Origin of the sequence: Kocuria sp. (assembly GCF_030536815.1) — a bacterium.
Taxonomy (GTDB): domain Bacteria; phylum Actinomycetota; class Actinomycetes; order Actinomycetales; family Micrococcaceae; genus Kocuria; species Kocuria gwangalliensis.
In genome coordinates this window covers 1-18,398 of record NZ_JAUNPE010000041.1, presented here as the reverse complement: position 1 = coordinate 18,398, position 18,398 = coordinate 1, and the positions used below count along the sequence as shown (strand labels likewise).

Sequence of the window (18,398 nt, the reverse complement as noted above, 5' to 3'; positions counted from 1 at the left end):
CTGCGGGCAGGGCCCCGGCGCCGCTCAGACTCAGCTTGATGAGCGGCGGAAGGAGTAAGAGGATCAGGAACGCCGCAGGGACAATGGTCGTTCCCAGGAACAACCAGTCCCCCGTGACAAACCCCAAGGCCAAGCTCAATGCGCTCAAGAGCACTGGCAGGATCAGATGCCGGACCGCCGTGCCCCAGACACCCTGCGGAATAATTCGATCCGCGCCCACGGATTCCAGGTAGTCATTAAGCCCCTTGGCCAGCACGCCGAAGACCCACTGCAGCACCACAACTGCCAGCGCCACCAGCAGCGGATCAGGACCAAAAACGGTCACGACGGCACCCGCGCAGAAACTCATGAGCAGCGCACCCATGAGCCGAAACGGCCGTCGAACAAGTGTCAGTGCATCCACGGACACCGCATTTAGCCACGAGTGAGAGCCCAGGGCCAGCCGAGAACCCCGGAAGAACCGCCGCACCGTCCCACCGGTCGAAGCGGCAACCCGCAAATCCCCCGCGACGAGCCCGGCGGTGAGCAGTTCCCGCGATCGCAGGTCCGTACGCAGCCGCGCATCGGTGACCTGATCCAGCGCGGCGGGAAGCGACAGCATCATTGCTACTGCGCAGACCAGGACCGCCCCGGTGAGCGCCCATAGAAGCCAGAGATCGAGGTTCACCCCTAAGGCCAGGCCCAGCATGCCGCAGCCCAGCCCTGTGAAGGCAAGTCGCGCCCAGGTAGCCACTCCTGAACCACCGAGGACGATACCGGAGGCAAAGAGCGCGGCCGTTCCCATACCAAACCCAGCCACCAGCAGCGCATCCACCACCTCCGCTCGCAGCCCGACGGCGATCACCGCAGATATCAACCCCGCGCACGCCGCCACACCGAGGCAAATGCGTACGGTCCGCCGCAGGACCGTCCCACGGAGTCCGAACGGCCCCTCCACGAAATAGAAAAGCTCCTGCGCGGAGAGCACCACCGGCCCATATCGGGTGGGCAGCCACGGCGCGAGCAGAATGGCCAGAGAGCCACTCAGGAAGAACGCGGTAAGAACCGTGTCGGATCCCGCCGCGTACCCCAGCTCCCGCACCCCGAATACGCCGTACCAAGCCAGTGGTCCCGCGAGGTAGAGCCAGTACACGAGGTTCTTGTTGCCGGTTTGCTTGGGTCCGAGCATGCGCTGCGCCTCGACAATACTGCTCCGATGAGCGCGCTCATCTTCAGTAAGCACTGGTCGAGAACCGCCAACCATGTCAGCCCGTGATTCCCAGCGCCACGTGACTGTCCGCGAGCGCCTCCACGAACTGTGGGTCGTGCGTGGCCATGACGACGGCGCCGCCGTTGCGTTTCTTGTCCAGCAACAGTTCCGCGACGAGTGCCCGCCGCTCGATGTCCAAGCGCTGTTCCGGTTCGTCCAGGATCATCAGTTCGGAAGGCCGGATGAGCCCGATGGCCAGGGAGACGAGCTGTCGTTCACCCGAAGACAGTTCAAGCGGAAAACTGTCCTGGATCCTCGAGATCTTGAGAGCCTCCAAAATGCGCTCCGGCTCGGACGTGTCCGGCGATTCTCCCCACGAGACACACACGAATCGGAGATGTTCCAGGACGGTGAGGTCCTCGAAGTACGGGGGATCGCCCAGTACCGTGGCGATTCCGGCGCGGTGTTTGAGGGAATCGTGCACCTCGATGGTTCCCTCAGTAGCTAGGTCCCGGCCGGCCAGGATCTTGAGGAGAGTGGTCTTGCCGGAGCCGTTGGGCCCGGTGAGGACCACACCTTCACCAGTGCTGAGAGCAAAACTCACCGGTGCCAGGATTTCCCGACCATAAACAGTCTTGGATACGCCGCTGACTTCAACCAATGTTTCGCTCATAGTCCGTCCACACTAACCGGACGGGCTGCGACTACTTGCTCCGCGTCACCGGATCCTGATCTGACCAGGGGAACACAATCCACTCATCGGTGGTCTTCCACGCGTAGTCCGGTTTCACCTCCGACTGGGGTTTCTCATAGACCACGGCCGAACGGCACTGTGCTCCGTGACCACTGAGCAGTTCCAGCACGAGGGCCAAGGTACGCCCGGAGTCGACCACGTCGTCCACGACCAGGACCTTCTTGCCGCTGATCGACTCGGTGTCCAGCATGGGTGCCAGCAGAACCGGGTCCGGCAGGGTCTCGTGCACATCCGTGTAGAACTCCACGTTGACCGCGTCCGAGAGCTTGACGCCCATGGCGTAGGACAGGGCACCGGCGGGCAACAACCCGCCCCGGGCCACGGCAATGATGATGTCCGGGGTGAAGTCGGAGTCGACGATCATTTGGGCGAGGTCACGGCTGGCGGTGCCGAAGCTCTCCCACGTGAGTACTTCTTTGGTCTGCAGGTCCGCGGAGTCAGCGTGATAAGCCATGTCCGCAGGTTAGTCGCTCCAGCTGAATTGTGCCCACTGTCCCCCGCGACGATCACCGGTCGACGGATGCGGAAGCACTACGCGCCTTCTGCGCCGTCCGTAGCTTGCATGCAATCGCGATGATCACCACCAAGCTGCCGGTCAACAGCAACTGGGTCCGGACCACGGGGTCGAAGAAGCCGAGCACAAAGATCAATGCAATGAGGCCCAGTGCCACGTACGACAGGTACGGGTAGCCCCACATGCGGAAGGAAAGCTGACGTCCTGCACGGTCCGAGCGGCGTCGGAGGATGATCTGCGAGATCAAGGACAAGGTCCACACCACCAGAACGGTGGAGCCGATGGTGTTCAGCAGGAACCCGAGCAACTGCTCGGGCCACAGATAATTGGCGCCGACCGTCAGGAATCCCACGATCACAGACGCCACCACGGCCGCGCGGGGCACGCCCTGAGCGCTCAACGTCGAGTACCGGCCCGGGGCGTAGCCACGCGAGGACAATGAGTGCAGCATGCGGGAGGCGCCGTAGAGGTTCGCGTTGAGTGCGGAGAGCAGGGCCAGCACGATCACAATGGCCATGACGGCCTGCGCACCGGGCAAACCGACCTCACTCAGCACAGCCACGAAGGGACTGGATGACAGGGTTTCGTCGTTCCACGGCAGGATGATCACCATGAGCGTCACGGCGCCGATGTAAAACACGAGCAGGCGCACCACAATGGTGCGGATCGCCTTGACCACATTCTCCTTGGGGTTCTCGGTCTCGGCGGCGGCCACGACCACCAGTTCCGTGCCACCGAAGGCAAACACCACGATCAGCAGCGCAGCGGCCACACCCGTGAATCCGTTGGGAATGAAACCACCGTGCTCCGTGAGGTTGCTCAACCCCGGCGACGGCGCGGGCAACAGCCCCAGCAGCAAGGCCACTCCCACCAGCAGGAACACGACCACGGCGCCCACCTTCAGCAGGGCGAACCAGAACTCGGACTCGCCCAGGGCCTTCACGCTGATGAGGTTCAGCGCCGTGAAGATCACCATGAACACGAGCGCCATGAGCCACTGGGGAACCACCGGCCACATCTCGTTCAGGATCTGCGCCGCAGCAGTGGCCTCGGCAGCAATCACGATCACCAGCTGAACCCACCACAACCAGCCCAGGGTTTGCCCGGCGGTGCGACCCATGGCCTGCTCGGCATATAGCGAGAAGGCGCCGCGAGCAGGTTCGGCCGCGGCCATCTCGCCCATGGCACGCATGACCAGCACGAGGATCACACACGCCACCAGGAACGAGATCAGCACACCGGGCCCGGCCACCGCGATGGCGTTACCCGAACCGACGAACAGCCCCGTGCCAATGGCCGAACCCAGCGCCATCATCACCAGGTGGCGGGTCTTCATGTGAGCGGCGTTGGATGTCCTGACGTCCAGAGACGGATTTGGAGCGGGCGAAGCGGGTGAAGCGGACATGACATCCCGATCAGATCGAGCCGCACTCTCACCTGAGGAGAGCGGCGACTTATGGCGTAGGGACATGGGGAATTCCTTTCGGGCCTGCACCGACAGGATGGGCCGGGTGCATTCCGGGAAGCCGGGCGAACCCGGCACAGGCGGTGGGAGACAACAGCGGGTCAGGCTGCGGGAAACGCGGAACGATCTTTGAGGACCTCGAGCACCCGGTCATTGGTCACGGGGTCGGCCAGCGTGATCCGCACACCGTCTCCCGCGTAAGCGCGCACCAGGACGTCGGAACGATCGAAGGCATCGACCAGGGCTTGCCGCAGCTCCTCGCCCGCTCGCAACCACACAAAATTTGCCTGACTGTCCGGGACGTCCCAGCCGGCCCGGCGCAGGGCGGTGAGAAGACGACGTCGTTCGGAGACCACCGCGGCCACGCGCTCGCGCAACTGTTCCTGGGCCTCGAGAGACGCGATGGCCGCTTGCTGGGCCGGCGTGCTCACGCCGAACGGGAGGGCCACGCGACGCAGGGCTTCCGCCAGGTTCGGGTGGGCCACCGCGTATCCCACGCGCAGTCCGGCCAGTCCGTAGGCCTTGGAAAAAGTCCGCAACACGCACACGTTGTTGTGGGCGCGGAACAGGGCCAGCGCGTCCAGGGTCTGCGCGGCGTGGAGGTAGTCGGTATAGGCCTCGTCGATCACCACGAGCACGTGCGGCGGAACCCGGTCCAGGAAACGAGCCAGTTCCCCGTGCTCCAGCGCGACCCCGGTGGGGTTGTTGGGAGAGCACACCATGACCACGCGGGTGCGGTCGGTGATGGCGTCGAGCATGGCGTCCAGGTCATGGCCTTCGCCCGCGTTCAGTGGCACGGGCACCGGGGTGGCGCCGGTCAGGCTCACCAGGATGGGGTAAGCCTCGAAGGAGCGCCACGCGAAAATGACCTGGTCCCCGGGACCGCACGTGGCGGCCAGAATTTGTTGGAGCACGCCCACGCTGCCGGGGCCCACGGACACTTCGCCGGGTTCCACGGCCAAGAAATCCGCCAGACGCTCCCGCAACTCGGTTGCGGCCATGTCCGGGTAGCGATTCATCCGGAAAGCGGTCCGCTGCACGATGTCCAGCACGGCCGGAAGGGGTTCGTAGTGACTCTCGTTGGACGCCAGCGCGGCAGTGAGATCGCCGGTGGCGCGGCGGCCGGCAACGTAGCCGGGAAGTTGCGATACGACGTCGCGCACGCGTGGTTCCTCGTCCCGGAACCCGGGGGTCTCGGGTGCCTCGGGGGTCTTTAGCTGGCTGGCGGTGGGGCTGGTGGTCATCAAGGGGCCTTTCGGATGCCAAGGGTCCGGGTTACGGACAACCATTGGGACGTCGGCTCGATATGTGAGCCATGACACGCTCACATGATGGTGAGGCCCCCTGGGCCGTGTGCGCAATACTTTAATTCTTGACTGCGTTAAATGCTCAATCCAAACTTCTCAAAGTGGCATGCTGCCCACCATGTACCGACTTGACCCCCTGGACGCCCGCATCCTCATGGCATTGGACAAGGATCCCAACGCCACGATCCTGGCCCTGGCCCACACTCTGGGCGTGGCCCGAAATACCGTGCACGCCCGGCTTCGCAGGCTCTCGGAGGGAGCAGTCATGGGCCCCGTCAGCCAACGGCTCAACCCGCGTGCGCTGGGCTACGATCTCATGGCGTTCGTGGAACTCTCCATCCGCCAGGGCACCAGCGAAGACGCCCAGAAGGCCCTGCTGAAGATCCCGGAGATCATAGAAATCTATGCGACCACCGGGGACTCGGACCTCCGCGTGCGGCTGGTGGCCAAGGGCACCTCGGATTTGCACCGGATCACCAATTTGATCCTCGAGACCCCGGGTCTGCTGCGCACCACCACGTCCATCTCACTGCTCGAGGCCATGCCCCTGCGCATGTCCAGCCTGCTGCAACGCGAAGCAGACCGAAGCTAGTTCGGCTCAGTTCGCCGAACCGCGTTGAACCCTCAAATGCAGTGCCAGTCCCGCCACCATGCATCCGGAGCGGAACGTCTCACCAATGAGCACCCACACGGCCATGCTCGCCGCGGTGTCCGCCCCACTCGCCAGCGCACCACCCACCACGACCGTCATCTGCACCGCCGCAATCACCACAAACATCCGCTCACGACCGCCGAGCACCATTACATTGCTCATGGCCGAGGTGACGGCGTTGATCACCGTGGACACCACCAAAATCACCGACGCCGCCCACGCCCCTTGATATTCGTCGCCCAGTACGGCCACGAGCCCGTCCGCACCGACCACGAACAGGAACAGGAGCAGCCCCACCGGAACCACCAGGGAGCTGGCGCTGGCCTGCATGAGTAACTTGATCAGCGCCGCGGGCTTGCGCAGGGCCACGGCAATCCGCGGGGCGAAGACAGTGGCCACGGCGGAAGTTCCCATGGCGCCGCCGGACTGGATTTTCTGCGCCACCTCGTACACACCCGCGGCGGCCAGGGATTGCCCGCCAATCACGAACATCGGCCCGCGCACGCACAGCGCAGTGAGCGCATTGCCCGCGCCCACGGTCAGCGCGGGGCGCCATGGGACGGACACCGAGGCGGCACCGTCCTGGCCGGACCCACGGGAAGCATGCCGGGGGACGTATGTTTTGCCCGGCTCGGGGACAGCCCTCGCGTGCCGCCCGGTGAACGAGACGGTCCAGGCCGACGACGCCGCGCGGCGTCGTCGTGCGCGGGCCTCTTGAACGGACGGAGAGACCGCGTACAAAACCAAAGTGACCAGCAAGAACGCCATGACCTGCGAGGCGATCAACCAGTTCGGCGCGAACACCGAGGTGAGCAGCGCGCCCACCAATCCGAGCGCGGGAAGCGCAATGGACTCCATGAACTGGCCCAGGAGCGGCCAGTTACGCGCTTGCCGCTGGGCAACGTACAACTGCATGAACGCGGACGTCACCGCGACGATGGCCAACGCCAGGAACCAGGATCCTGGGCCGCCGCCGAGCGCCAGTGCCGCGCACGCCACGGCCGCAATGCCGAAAACAACGCCCCACACGCGAACGAGCGCGCCCGAATATCGGCGTGCGAGCGCCGCCGCTTGGTCATTGTGACCCTCGGCCCACAGCGGTGATTGCGAGCGCAACCCCATGACGTCCAGGCCCAGAGGGCCGGCCATGCGTGCGACCAGGGCCACCGCCCACAGGATGCCGTTGAGACCCACCTCGGTGACCGAGAAGCGCAGGGCCACCGTGGCAACCAGCAGCATCTGCAGCACGGCCCCGCCCACCCGAATACCGAGCACCAAGATGGACTGCTTGGCAGCACTCATGGGGGCACCCGGCCGCCGGGGAGATTTCAGCTGACGAGGTGCCTCATTGGAGGTGGCGGGGGGACTCGGGGCCACGCTGCCCGGCGCCGCTCGAGTCTCGGTGGTTTCAGTCACGGTTCCATCGCGCCCTCACCACGAGCCACACGAACTTGGAATTGCCCACCAGATAGCGCTTGAACATTCGGCGCGGCTCCTGGACCAGGCGCCAGAACCATTCCATACCCAATCGCTGCACCGCTCTGGGAGCGCGGGAGGTGATGCCGGCGACCACATCGAAGGAGCCGCCCACTCCCACGCAGATCCTCGCGCGGGTGCGGTCCTTGTGGGCGAAGACGAAGTCCTCCTTGAGCGGGGACGGCACCCCCACGAACACGATGTCCGGGTTGCTGCGGGCGATTTCATCGGCCATTTGCTGATCCGTCATGTCCTCGCGGCGCCAGAAACCGTTATGAAAACCCACCACGTTGGCCCCGCGCGCCAGGAACCGCCAGCGCACCTGCCGCACCACCGTGTCGGTGGCGCCCAGCAGGTAGATCCGATAACCCTTGGCCACGCTGGCATCCACGAGACGGTCCATGAGGTCGATACCCGCCACGCGTTCGGGCAGCGGCGCACCCAGGAGTTTGGAGGCCCACACCAGGGACTGGCCATCGGCCGTGACCACTGTGGCGGTGGCGAATTTGTCGACGAGGTGCTGATCGTGGCTGGCCGCCACCAGCTTGGCCGCGTTCATGGCCAGGTGGTTGTGGTGACCGGAGTGATCCTCGATGAGCTCCTCGATGGTGCGCACCGTCTGGTCCATGGTGAGCGGGTCAACGCGGGTACCCAGCAGGCGGTTGGCCGGTTCGGTCGGAGCCGGGGTGCGCACATGAGGCTCTTGACGGCTGAGGTGAGTTCGGTGGAGTGATCTCATGACTGCGCCTGCGCGGACTGCTCACCGCTGAGAAGACCGACCCACCGGCTCAGTGCGTAACTGGCGTGCGCTTGATTCCAGCGCATGTGTGGCAGGGACTTGGGACTGTTCCGGAATCCGCCGTCATCACCCTGATGCGACAACAAATGCCGGATGGCCGGTTCCGGATCGACCTCCAGGTCCCCCCTGCGAGCAAGCCCGGCCAGGAACCCCACGGTGGTGGCCACGTTATGAACGTCGTGCGAGGCATCCGCCTCGTCTGCGTTGTAGACGGGTAGCCCCTGATCATTGAGGCAGTGGGCGTACCAGTACGCGAGGCCCCGCTCGTAGGAGTCACCGATCTCGAAGCCCCGCTGCTTCAGGAAGAACAGCGAGTCCAGAACGTAAATGGTGTGGAAGCTGTCAACCCACTCGAGACCCCTGCCCTCACCGTAGGCCCAGGAGCCATCTGCGGCTTGCGCGCTCACGGTGCGGGTGACAGCCTGCTGGATCAACGACTCGTCCCCACCCAGGATCGCCAGGGACTCCGCAGCCAACAGCGAGCCGTTGTGGACCAGCCGATCGGAGGCCTCCGTGTACCGGAAAAAACCGTCCGGGTGGGCCAGGTTCTCCAGCCAGGTGGTGGTTTTCGGTGATACTTCAGCCAGCCGGTCCATTGCGGAGATCGCCCGCAGGGCGAAGACCGTGGCCACCACGTTCGGGGAGTTGGCCAGGTAGTGCGCCCATCGGGTCTGGACGTCGAACTCATAACCCCACGGTCCACTGCCCCGCATGCACAGGAGCTTGGTGACCAGTTCATGGCCACGATCCGTGTGGCCGTCACAGTGCTCTGCCATGGCGAACAGTGCCACGGCCTTGGTCATGGTGACCTTGGGGACCCGTGTCACCGAACGCAGCGAGTCACCCAGTCGCTTGTGGGCCTGAACCCACACCTGCCGCGGCAGCCGGCCCCGCAAAATTGGAGCCACCGGCGAGAGCAATCCGTCATACGGATCCGTGCCGGCGAAATCACGGGTCCGCGCAAAACGCAGTGCCGCCTCCGTCGCCAAGTGGATGTCGTCCCCCAGCGATGTGTTCAAAATTTCTTGACTGTACAAACTCATGTGTTCCCCCTTGGAAGGCCTTGGTTTGTGCCCGTCCCCCGAACTGACACACGGCGTCTATGTGGTTTTCCTACCCGGTTCTGGCTTGTCGATACACATCCTCGAGACGACGTCGGTAGTGAGCAATGTCGTATTGCTCCTCCCACCGGGACCGGGCGGCCTGGGCTATGGCCTCTCTCCGTACGGTGTCCCCCAGGAGCAGCTCCAGGGCGTTCGCCAACTCTCGCGGCGCTCCGACCGGCACAACCCACCCGGAATCACCGTCCGCGATGACGTCGGAGACAGACCCCACGTCTGTCACCACCGGGGCCAAACCCCACGCCATCCCGTCCAGGAGCGATAACGGTAGATTTTCCACGTGGCTGGGCAGCACCAAGATGCTGGCGCGGGCAAGTTCTTGCGTCAACTGGTCACCGTTCAGCCAGCCCGTGGTGGTCACGTCCGGAGTGGTTTCCAGCAGCCGGGTGATGTGGCCATCGGGATCGTTCAGATCCCCCGCCAGGACCAAGTGCGTCCGTACATGATCAGGTAATGAACCCCACGCTTGCAGCAGGTCAATGATCCCCTTGGCTCGGGTGACCTTCCCGGTGAAAAGAACGGTGGGCGTGGCTTTCGGGTTGGGTAACGCGGCGGGACCGGGAACGGCATTGGGGATGACATGCAACCTCCATGCCGCCACTCCCAGTTCCGCACTCACGAACTGCCGCCACAACTCGCCCAGCACCACCACAGCGCTCGCGGATCGGAACATGGATCGGACCAGCGCGGACATGACGCCGTTGAGATTCTTGAAGAAGTCGGCGTAACCACCGCCGTGCAAATGCAGAACGTACGGGCGCCGCCTGACGCGCAGCAGGCTCGTCAGCACGAGTTTGCGCCACGTGCTGCCCTTCGAAGCCAAGTTCACGTGATACACCGTGCCGTCCTCAACCGGCGCCCAGCAGGTCACCATGGCCCGCCCGAACGCACGGAGCCGTTGCGCAAGGGATCCCGGGGCGCCGCCGGACTCGACGAAAGCCAGGCGTGAATGATCGGATGCGGTGCGGGCCAAATGCCCCATCATGACCCCAATACCACCCGCGGTGTCCGGGCCCGGACCCAGGACGATGACCCGGCTCATCGGTTCTTGTCCGCCCGGTGAAGGCCACGCGCGTGGCGGAAAGCCGGCTCGATCAGTAGTGACCCTGCGCCCGGCGGGCTAAGAGTATTCATCCACGGCTTCTCGCTCCCGCGGACGGGGGTGGTATCAACCGCATGAAGTGCCGCCGCTATACCCGCCGCACCGAAAACGAGTCCGAACATCGGCGGCCCGGTGAACACCGGGGCAACGGCGGACTCGATCAACATCTGGCCCATCCACGCCACGGAAACGGTGCCGATCCATTGCATGTACGGCTGGCTGGACTGCCTCATGAGTTTCCAGCCCGGATAAACAGCCAGGATGAGACCCGCAAAATAGAGCAGGAGCCCGAAAAACCCGGTCTCCGCAAGGATCGACGGCCAGAAGGTATCCGCCAGGAATCCCCCGCGCTCACCCGGACCCATGCCGTAGATCCGCGTGTATCCCAATTCTTCGTAAACGGGACTGTAGTTGGACGAAGCCACGGCCGATCCGAACCGCCCCAACCCCACACCCAGTGGGAAGGCTGCGACGGCCAAAATCGCGGAATCTATCGTCATGGTGGTTCTGGCGGTGGCGCCGATGTTGCTGAAATATTCGTTGTACGTGTTGACCACCACCTCCGTGAGCGGGGCCCATCCCAACAAGAGTGCCAGCGGCACCAGCATGACCAGAAGAATCATGAACCGGGTGCGTTTGCCGGGCAACACCAACCTGGAGCCAACGGCCACGATGGCCACCGAAGCGATCGACTTACGACGGAACGTGAGAATTCCGACCACGCCGGTGGTCAGTAACAACACGAGAGATAAAACTGAGCGTTCGACGATCCGCCGGTAGGACAGTATGGCTAGAAAAGCCATCCCCATGACGGACGCGAGGCCCAGCGGGTGATCGAAGATGCCGGTCAGGCTGGGGATGCCCAGCCGGTAACTCACTTCTTGTCGGCCCACTATCGAGTTCCAGGCCTCGGGAGCCACGGCATTGAGCAGGGCCGAGACCAGGATAATCAGGACCCCGATGGTTCCGAAGCGCGCGATTTTGGGCAGATCGGCACGCTGCCAATCAATTTGCAGTACGCCGAGCATGAGAAGGGGCCCCTTGAGAAACAGGAAACCACTGACCGCCCACACGCTGAGCGGAACCGAATTCATGAGAGCAGAAATGATTCCGAGGGCGGCGTAACCGGCAAAGCACCAGTACGCGGCCATGAACCTCAGTGCTCCGTGAATCAGCAGTCGCCGAACGGGGAAAACCACCGCGGCAACCAGGACCGCAAGTTCATCCACATACCCGACAAGGGAACTACCGGTCATGGTTTGCAGGGTCTGTGCAATCACGGTGGCACTCAACAAGGCGGCGGCCCCCATCTTGGGCCACAGCCACAGGCCAACACAGCACAGGGCGCCCACCGCGATAGCCGCTACCGTAGCCACGGCCATCACCATGCTGACCGCCCCCGACTCAAAGCCCAGAACATGATCGTCTCCCCCAAAATTTGCTGTGTCACGCTCACGCGTGGCGACCCGTCACAGAACCGCGATTCCCCCGAATGCGGCCACCGGAATGATGAAATCTGCTCAGGGCGCCTAGACACTACAGTAACCATGGAGTGTGTTCTTTCGAAACGGAAGACCGCACTTCTGTGGTCCCACGAGTGAGTGACTATCCCTTATTGGACCGACACGCACGAAGTTCGTGGGCGAGGAAAGTGTGTTTACCATGGACCACGTCTGCGTGCCCGGGGAAGGCACGCATATTCGACGCACAACCCGCGGATCACATCCCGCGGGAGGGCTGAGGGGGGAATCGAACTCGTTATGAGTCAACAGACGATCGGACAGAGCCGGCCGTATGAGCGCGGCGAAGTCAGCACGGGCCAATTCGGTAGGGCACTCCGTAGGCTCTGGTGGATCCCACTCATCACTTTGCTGTTGGGTGCAGCTCTGGGCTGGGCAGCGTCCACGGTCATGGGCACCACGTACACATCAACGGCCTCGGGAGTAGTGGTCGCCAACGGTGGTTCCGACTCCACCGAAGCGTTGGCCGGGGAAAACCTGTCCAAGTCCAAGGCCGTGACCTTTGGCAGTATCTCCGGCACCAGTTCGACCGCATCGGCGGTCATCGATGAGCTGAACCTGGAACAGACCCCCGAGGCCTTGCTTCAGAACGTGACCACCACGGTGCCCCTGGACACGTCCGAGGTTCGCGTCTCGGCAACCGCGGAGTCACCGGAACAAGCTCAAAAACTGGCGGACGCCTGGGTAGACGTTTTGGGCACCAATGTCGGTGAACTCGGTGACAACACGGACGCGCCCGGCACCGCGGTGGAGCTCACCCCGGTGGGCCAAGCTTCGCTCCCCCAGGACCCGTCGTCCACTGACCCCGTGGTGCTGATCGCAGCGGGTGCTTTGATCGGCCTGCTTCTCGGTGTCTTCACCGTTATCGCGCAGGCGCAATACCGCCGCTACTGAGACCTGGTTATCGACTCACAAGGTCATGGGGTCCGATCCACCTACGAACCCCATGACCTCATGCGGGGAAACGGTAACTCCGATGTCGAACGCCCCTAGGCCCAGGTGGACGGAGCGTCGGGGATGCGCTGGTCCAGCATTACTTCCTTGCCGCTGGCGGTCGGCTCGAACCGGTCGATGACTTCCAATTCGAGTTCCACATGATGCTCGCCACGGAGCGACATTTCTCTGAAGAACTCGGCAATGTCGGACTCGCTGGCGCCCGGCGAGGGCTGAACCTGCAGGACTGCTTTGCCAGGAACCTCTTGTCGGAGCTTGAACCGGCGAATCAACGGGAATTCGTCTCCGTCGAAACCGTAAGACGTGAGCGAGAACATTTTCCCATCCGCTCGGACCAACCCTTCCCGACCCCGCCGGGAGAGAATGTCTTTGAACACCACGGACCCGTTGGGCTCCCGACGGATGAATTCCGCCGAATCACCCGTGTCGTAACGCAACAGCGGCATTCCCCGGCCGTCCAAGCTCGTGGTCACCACACGGCCGCGTTCACCAACTCCCACCGGGGTGCCCTCCGGGTCCACCAGCTCCACGTACCCGTACAGCGGGTACGAGTGGTAGTTATGGTCCCGATCCATTCGTGCGAATGCGGTTTTCTCACTGAGCCCGTAGAACACCGAAATGACAGCCTGCGGGAAAACCCGCCCAAGTATTTCCTCCTGCGCAGCCGTGAACTGCTCCGAAACGGGGAACAGACCTCTGATCTCATGTCGCCATGATGTATCGAAATCGGATTCCTCGATCAATTGCGCCAGATACAGCAATGATGACGCGTAACCATGCAAGAACTGTATTTTTCGCTTCTCGATAAGGTCCCAGAACATGTGAATTGATTCCGGCTGCACGGCCTGGAGTCGAATCAATAATTCCCTGATACTGGGCATCAGAATAAAAGGACGGTTCCGGGACAGCGTTTGGCCCCTGAAGAAAGCACGCCACTGTCCGAGTTCGTAACCGGAATCCGACCAGGCATCCACCACGTACGCCCATTCCCTGGCCCCGCGATTGCGGTCCAGGAAGAACCGGACCGGCTCACCCGATGTCCCGGACGTCCCGGAAATTTCGACCTGGGACTCATCCACCACGAGCATGTCCCTGTTGTGATCGGTGACATCTCGCCTGGTCAAGATGGGAAGTGACCGCAGCCCCTCATGGGCACCCAGCTCTCCCCGAGCTACCCGTTCGAGAACACGGTAGGCGGGGCCCTCGGAGTAGTAGGGGGCCCGCCGCGCGGTGGTCAACGTTTCGCCGAGACGCTTGGTAGCTTCTTGCCTGGACCACCACGGCACGGTGCGCGCTTTCTGGATATCCCTGTATGTGCTTTCGTAAACTGGGCCGTAAAGAACCTTGGGCGGAAGTAATCTTGCCGGGGCAGCCAGAAGCTCCCTTTGTTCGACCGGAAGATGTCCCACATATTCACGGACCGATACCATCACTGCTCCCCCTTATGCGCGTTTAGCTTGAATCACACTACCTTGACCGCCTGGTCACAGGGGAATTGGAAGGGGATCCTGCCCAATTTGCAAACGCTACGGTTCACGCCCACATCGATGGTGCGTTGGGGATTCTCTGGTCCAGCAGCGTGAACTTCCCGTTCAATGTGGCCGGCAGCTCATCCACCAGTTCGAAGTCCAGCTCCACCTGATTCTGCGTTCGGCGGATCATCAGCTGACGGAATTGCTCCAGATCTTCCTCGGTCGCCTTCTGGGAAGGCTGGACGAGCAGCACTGCCTTGCCGGGGACCTCTTGACGGATTTTGAACCGGTGCACGCACTCGAACTCATGCCCGTGCACGTTGAACGGGGTGGTCGAGAAGGTCTCGCCGTCAGCTTTGACGAGTCCCTCGCGACCTCTGCGAGCCAGGATGTTCTTGAACAGCGGCGTGCCCACGTTGTCATGGCCTACGAGTTCGGCGGAATCGCCCGTGTCATAGCGAATCAGGGGCATACCGCGCCCGTCCAGCGTGGTGGTCACGATGCGCCCGCGCTCCCCCAGCTCCACAGGCTGACCATCCCGGTGCAGTAGCTCCACGTGCCCGTAGAGCGGGTACGGGTGATAGACGAAGTTTTCATCGAGCGTGGCGAAGGCCGATTTTTCGCTCAAACCGTAGAAAACGGCCTGCTTGGCGTTGGGGAACAAACGCTGCAGGAGATCCCTCTGTCCGGTGCTGTACTGCTCCGACACCGGCAACACACCGCGGATACGGTATCGCCATGACGTATCGAAATCAGCGTCCTCAAGGAGCCTGGCCAGGTATATCAGGGTGGAGGGATACCCGTGAAGGTATTCGATACCTCGCTTCTCGATCAGTTCCCAGTACTCCCGGACGGTGTCCGGGCCGAGGGTCTGGATCCGAACCACGATTTCGCCGGTGCTGTTCATCACGAAATACGGCCGGTCCTGCGGCAGGTCCAAGCCGCGGAAGAACACCCGCCATTGACCCAGCTGATACCCGGTGCTCGACCATGAATCCACGACGTAGGCCCACTCCCGCGCACCGCGATCACGGTCCAGCAGGAAGAAGATGGGATCACCCGAGGTACCGGAACTCGCTGAGAGCTCTACCGTCCTCTCGGGGGCCGCAAGCATGTCCCGGTAGTGCGCGGACAAATTCTCACGCGTGAGGATCGGCAACTGCGCCAGGGCCTCCCGCGGACTCACGTCCCCCGTGGCCACCCTGTTCAGCACGTCGTAATGCTGGCCCTTGCCGTAATAAGGCGTCTTACGCGCAGTACGGAACGTCTCGGCCAGGCGCTCGTCCACGGTGTTTTTCGCCCACGACGGCGCTGTACGCGCCTTATGGATCTCGCGAGCCGTGCGCTCGTAGACCGGCCCGTAACGCATCTTGGCCGGCAGTAACCGCGCCGGCGCAGCCAGAAGTTCGCGCTTGTCAGGTGGCAAATGTGCGACAAACTCACGGACCGAAACCACGAAATCACTCCCCTTTGTTTCACCCTCAATTTCACGGCGCAGCCCTGTCTCTCCCCCCGGAGCACAGGGTTGCGCACTCCCTCAGTCTTCCCTTAAGTGACCACAACGTCACGCCGACGCGGCGGAACGTTTCTCATTCGTGACTTATTACCCGATTGCTCTCCGGCCCATGTCCGTCCCGCGCGCCGCCATGACACAGAAGTCACCGCCTCCGGTGATACGCGGCGTGCACCTCTTGCCGGCGCGGCAATGCCAAATGCCCGGGGTGCCCCCGGTGGTGAGCGAGCACGTCCAGTCCGTCGCGCTCCACCTGAGTCATGAGCCGGTCCACCAGTTCGTTCAGGCTCTGCTGCCCGTCCGCCGTGCGGTCGATTTGATCCAACAGCCGCGCAATCGCCTCGGTCTGCGAGGGGTCCACGAGCTGCGACAGGGCGGACACGTCCACGTCCTCCCGGCCTCGCTGAATCGTGCCCAGGCCTCGCCCTCGGGCGGGTTTCTCGCGGAACCCGCCCCGCTCACCACCGCGACCATCCGCGCGGGTGCCGCGAGCGCCGTCGTCCTTCGCCGCCGCCGGGACGTGCTCGCGCAACTCCCCGAAAATCTTGGTGGGCCGGGTCTGCTCCCCGGACGGGAAATCCGCGGACACCTGACGCGCCCGGGCGGTGGCGTCCGAGGCCCGGTAGGCGTCCATGGCGATGACCAGGTCCGCGACGTCCAGGAACGCCCCGGAACCGCCCGTGACAAGCACCGTGGACACGCCCCTGTCCCGATACAGGGCCCGAACCCGGTCGACGAAGGGCGTGATGGGTTCGTGCTCGTCGGGCACCAGGGCGCGCATGCGCTGATCGCGGACCATGAGGTTGGTGGCGCAGGTGTCCTCGTCCAGGAGCAACACCTTTGCTCCGGATTCCACGGCCTCCGTGGTTGAGGCCGCCTGCGACGTGGAACCCGAGGCATTCGTGGTACTGAATTGCTTCGTGTCCGCGCCCGTGGGGAGGTTGGTGATGAACGGGGAAACGTCCGTTCCCGTGACCGCGCGGCCGTCCTCCGCGCGCACGGCCATGGCATCGACCCGAGTGATCACCAGTTCGCGGCCGTCACCGGGCACGTGGTCGTACACCCCGCGCTCGAGTGCCTGCAACAGCGTGGACTTGCCGTGATAGCCCCCGCCCACGATCACGGTCACGCCCTCGGGGATGCCCAGGCCTGAGACCTCCGTACCATCGCTGAGCGTGAGCGTGACCCGCAGGTTGTCGGGTGACTCGAACGGTACGGCGTGATCGGTGAGCGGCTCATCCCGGTGCCCGGACGCGCGAGGGAGCACGGCGCCGTCGGCGACGAAGGCCACCAGAGCCCGCGTGGCGAGCTGCGCACGCACGTGCTCGGCGTCGAGATAGCTGCGCACGTGGAGATCGAACGCCGCGGCGTCCAGGTTGTGGAAAATCAGGGAACGGTCGACGACGCTCGGCAGCACCTCGGTCAGCAACCGTTGCGCGGCGCGGGCCTTGATGCGGCGGCCCGCGGCGGGAAAGGCGATTTCGCAGCGAACCTCGATGGCGGCGTGGTCGATGAGCACCGACGAGCGCTGCAGAATCTCCTGACCCACGCGCACCATGAAGATCCCCCCGGAACCCTTGCCCCCGTCCGGACTGAGATTCCGTGCGGCTCGGCCGAAGGCGCGCGTGAGGAAATCACCGGCGGCAATCCGTCCGGCCGCGGAATCCACAAGATGCTCCGGGATGCCCGCGACCCGCCTCGGCACGCGGATCCGCACCATGGACGGTGGTGCGTACGGATCCGATTGCACGCGATCAACGATCAGCTCGAAGTCTCCCACGCTCCAGTCGCCCTTGAGCTGTTTGTAGGCGCCGTAGCTGTTGCCCTCCAGGCGCGTGAGGACGTGTGCGAGGTCTGTGCGTGGGGTGCCCATGCTTCCATGGGACCACACGCGGCAACCTCAGGCCGAACGCTTGTGCAGTCGGCTCAGGATGATCGCGACCACCACACTGGCCACGTACGTGACGCCCACGGCGATCCACCCCGCGGTGAAGCTCCCGGTCAGGTCCACCAGTTGCCCCACGATCAGCGGTCCCGCGCCGAACCCCAGGTACATGCCGGTGGCCACCAGGCCCGACGCCGCTCCCACCTTGGCTGCCGGGGCGGCCGCCACCGTGCCGGAATTGATGATCACGTTGGCGGCCAGGGGAAGGGCGGCGTGGAACAGGATGCCCACCCACATCAGCCACCCCTGGTGGAACATCTCGGCGGCGATCAGGAACAGTAACCCGACCACGCCACCCAGGCTCATGATTTGAATGAGTACGGACGGCCGCGCCATTCGGCCGGCCACGCGCCCCCAGCCCACACGGCTCAGGATGCCGAACACGCCGATCACCCCGATGATCATTCCCGCCACGGTCAAGGGGAAATCCAGCGCGCGCACCGCGAACAGCGACGAGTACACGGTGACCCCCTGGGTTCCCACGGCATTGAGGAAAGCAACCAGGGAGAACAACCAGACCGCCGTCGGCAATTTTCCGCGATCGGGCGCCGCGGACTTTGCGGGAGCGGGAGGTGCGGGACGGGAGGCGACGTCGCGCTCGACCTTGGTAATGAT

The 18,398-nt window shown here is 63.8% G+C and carries 15 protein-coding genes and 1 pseudogene; 2 read left to right on the top strand and 14 right to left on the bottom strand.

The features are described from left to right. From Q4E95_RS05850 to hisC, 5 genes are all read right to left on the bottom strand, one after another. On the bottom strand, window positions 1-1,168 hold a 1,168-nt coding region (locus tag Q4E95_RS05850), incomplete at its 3' end, for a hypothetical protein (protein ID WP_303382427.1). A 76-nt stretch (window positions 1,169-1,244) separates the two neighbouring features. Beyond that, window positions 1,245-1,862, bottom strand: coding sequence for an ABC transporter ATP-binding protein (locus tag Q4E95_RS05845; protein ID WP_303382426.1), 618 nt, complete (start codon window positions 1,860-1,862; stop codon window positions 1,245-1,247). 31 nt (window positions 1,863-1,893) lie between these two features. Next, complete coding sequence (locus tag Q4E95_RS05840; RefSeq protein ID WP_303382425.1) at window positions 1,894-2,397, bottom strand: phosphoribosyltransferase; 504 nt, start codon at window positions 2,395-2,397, stop codon at window positions 1,894-1,896. Window positions 2,398-2,449: 52 nt separating this feature from the next. Further along, entirely contained in the window at window positions 2,450-3,793 is a 1,344-nt protein-coding gene (locus tag Q4E95_RS05835) for an amino acid permease (RefSeq protein ID WP_315276044.1), read from the bottom strand. A gap of 230 nt (window positions 3,794-4,023) precedes the next feature. Further along, window positions 4,024-5,166: a histidinol-phosphate transaminase gene (gene hisC / locus Q4E95_RS05830; protein ID WP_303382423.1), complete on the bottom strand. Its 1,143-nt coding sequence runs from the start codon at window positions 5,164-5,166 to the stop codon at window positions 4,024-4,026. A 181-nt stretch (window positions 5,167-5,347) separates the two neighbouring features. Between hisC and Q4E95_RS05825 the strand changes: the two genes are divergently transcribed. Next, complete coding sequence (locus Q4E95_RS05825; protein WP_303382422.1) at window positions 5,348-5,821, top strand: Lrp/AsnC family transcriptional regulator; 474 nt, start codon at window positions 5,348-5,350, stop codon at window positions 5,819-5,821. Window positions 5,822-5,827: 6 nt separating this feature from the next. On the opposite strand, the gene Q4E95_RS05820 is transcribed toward Q4E95_RS05825, so the two are convergent. The 5 genes from Q4E95_RS05820 to Q4E95_RS05800 form a co-directional block, all read right to left on the bottom strand. Next, a complete protein-coding gene (locus Q4E95_RS05820) occupies window positions 5,828-7,183 on the bottom strand; it encodes a lipopolysaccharide biosynthesis protein (RefSeq protein ID WP_303382421.1) in 1,356 nt (451 codons plus the stop codon). Between the two features lie 106 nt (window positions 7,184-7,289). After that, window positions 7,290-8,051, bottom strand: a complete 762-nt coding sequence (locus Q4E95_RS05815) for a WecB/TagA/CpsF family glycosyltransferase (protein WP_303382420.1) — start codon at window positions 8,049-8,051, stop codon at window positions 7,290-7,292. A gap of 41 nt (window positions 8,052-8,092) precedes the next feature. Continuing rightward, window positions 8,093-9,199 (bottom strand): prenyltransferase/squalene oxidase repeat-containing protein, encoded by a 1,107-nt coding sequence (locus tag Q4E95_RS05810; RefSeq protein WP_303382419.1) that lies wholly within the window; start codon window positions 9,197-9,199, stop codon window positions 8,093-8,095. 70 nt (window positions 9,200-9,269) lie between these two features. Beyond that, entirely contained in the window at window positions 9,270-10,319 is a 1,050-nt protein-coding gene (locus Q4E95_RS05805; RefSeq protein ID WP_303382418.1) for a glycosyltransferase family 4 protein, read from the bottom strand. Then, window positions 10,316-11,755 (bottom strand): hypothetical protein, encoded by a 1,440-nt coding sequence (locus tag Q4E95_RS05800; protein WP_303382417.1) that lies wholly within the window; start codon window positions 11,753-11,755, stop codon window positions 10,316-10,318. Before Q4E95_RS05800 ends, Q4E95_RS05805 begins: the two co-directional genes overlap by 4 nt. Window positions 11,756-12,289: 534 nt before the next feature. Between Q4E95_RS05800 and Q4E95_RS05795 the strand changes: the two genes are divergently transcribed. Beyond that, complete coding sequence (locus Q4E95_RS05795) at window positions 12,290-12,793, top strand: YveK family protein (protein WP_303382416.1); 504 nt, start codon at window positions 12,290-12,292, stop codon at window positions 12,791-12,793. A gap of 95 nt (window positions 12,794-12,888) precedes the next feature. On the opposite strand, the gene Q4E95_RS05790 is transcribed toward Q4E95_RS05795, so the two are convergent. From Q4E95_RS05790 to Q4E95_RS05775, 4 genes and pseudogenes are all read right to left on the bottom strand, one after another. Then, entirely contained in the window at window positions 12,889-14,139 is a 1,251-nt protein-coding gene (locus Q4E95_RS05790) for a phenylacetate--CoA ligase family protein (RefSeq protein WP_303382415.1), read from the bottom strand. A 247-nt stretch (window positions 14,140-14,386) separates the two neighbouring features. Beyond that, the gene (locus Q4E95_RS05785; protein ID WP_303382414.1) at window positions 14,387-15,781 is read right to left on the bottom strand and encodes a phenylacetate--CoA ligase family protein; all 1,395 of its coding nucleotides are present in this window, start codon (window positions 15,779-15,781) and stop codon (window positions 14,387-14,389) included. 202 nt (window positions 15,782-15,983) lie between these two features. Continuing rightward, window positions 15,984-17,711, bottom strand: a complete 1,728-nt coding sequence (locus Q4E95_RS05780) for an ABC-ATPase domain-containing protein (protein WP_303382413.1) — start codon at window positions 17,709-17,711, stop codon at window positions 15,984-15,986. Window positions 17,712-17,738: 27 nt separating this feature from the next. Continuing rightward, window positions 17,739-18,398, bottom strand: a pseudogene (locus tag Q4E95_RS05775) (MFS transporter); the annotation flags it as partial.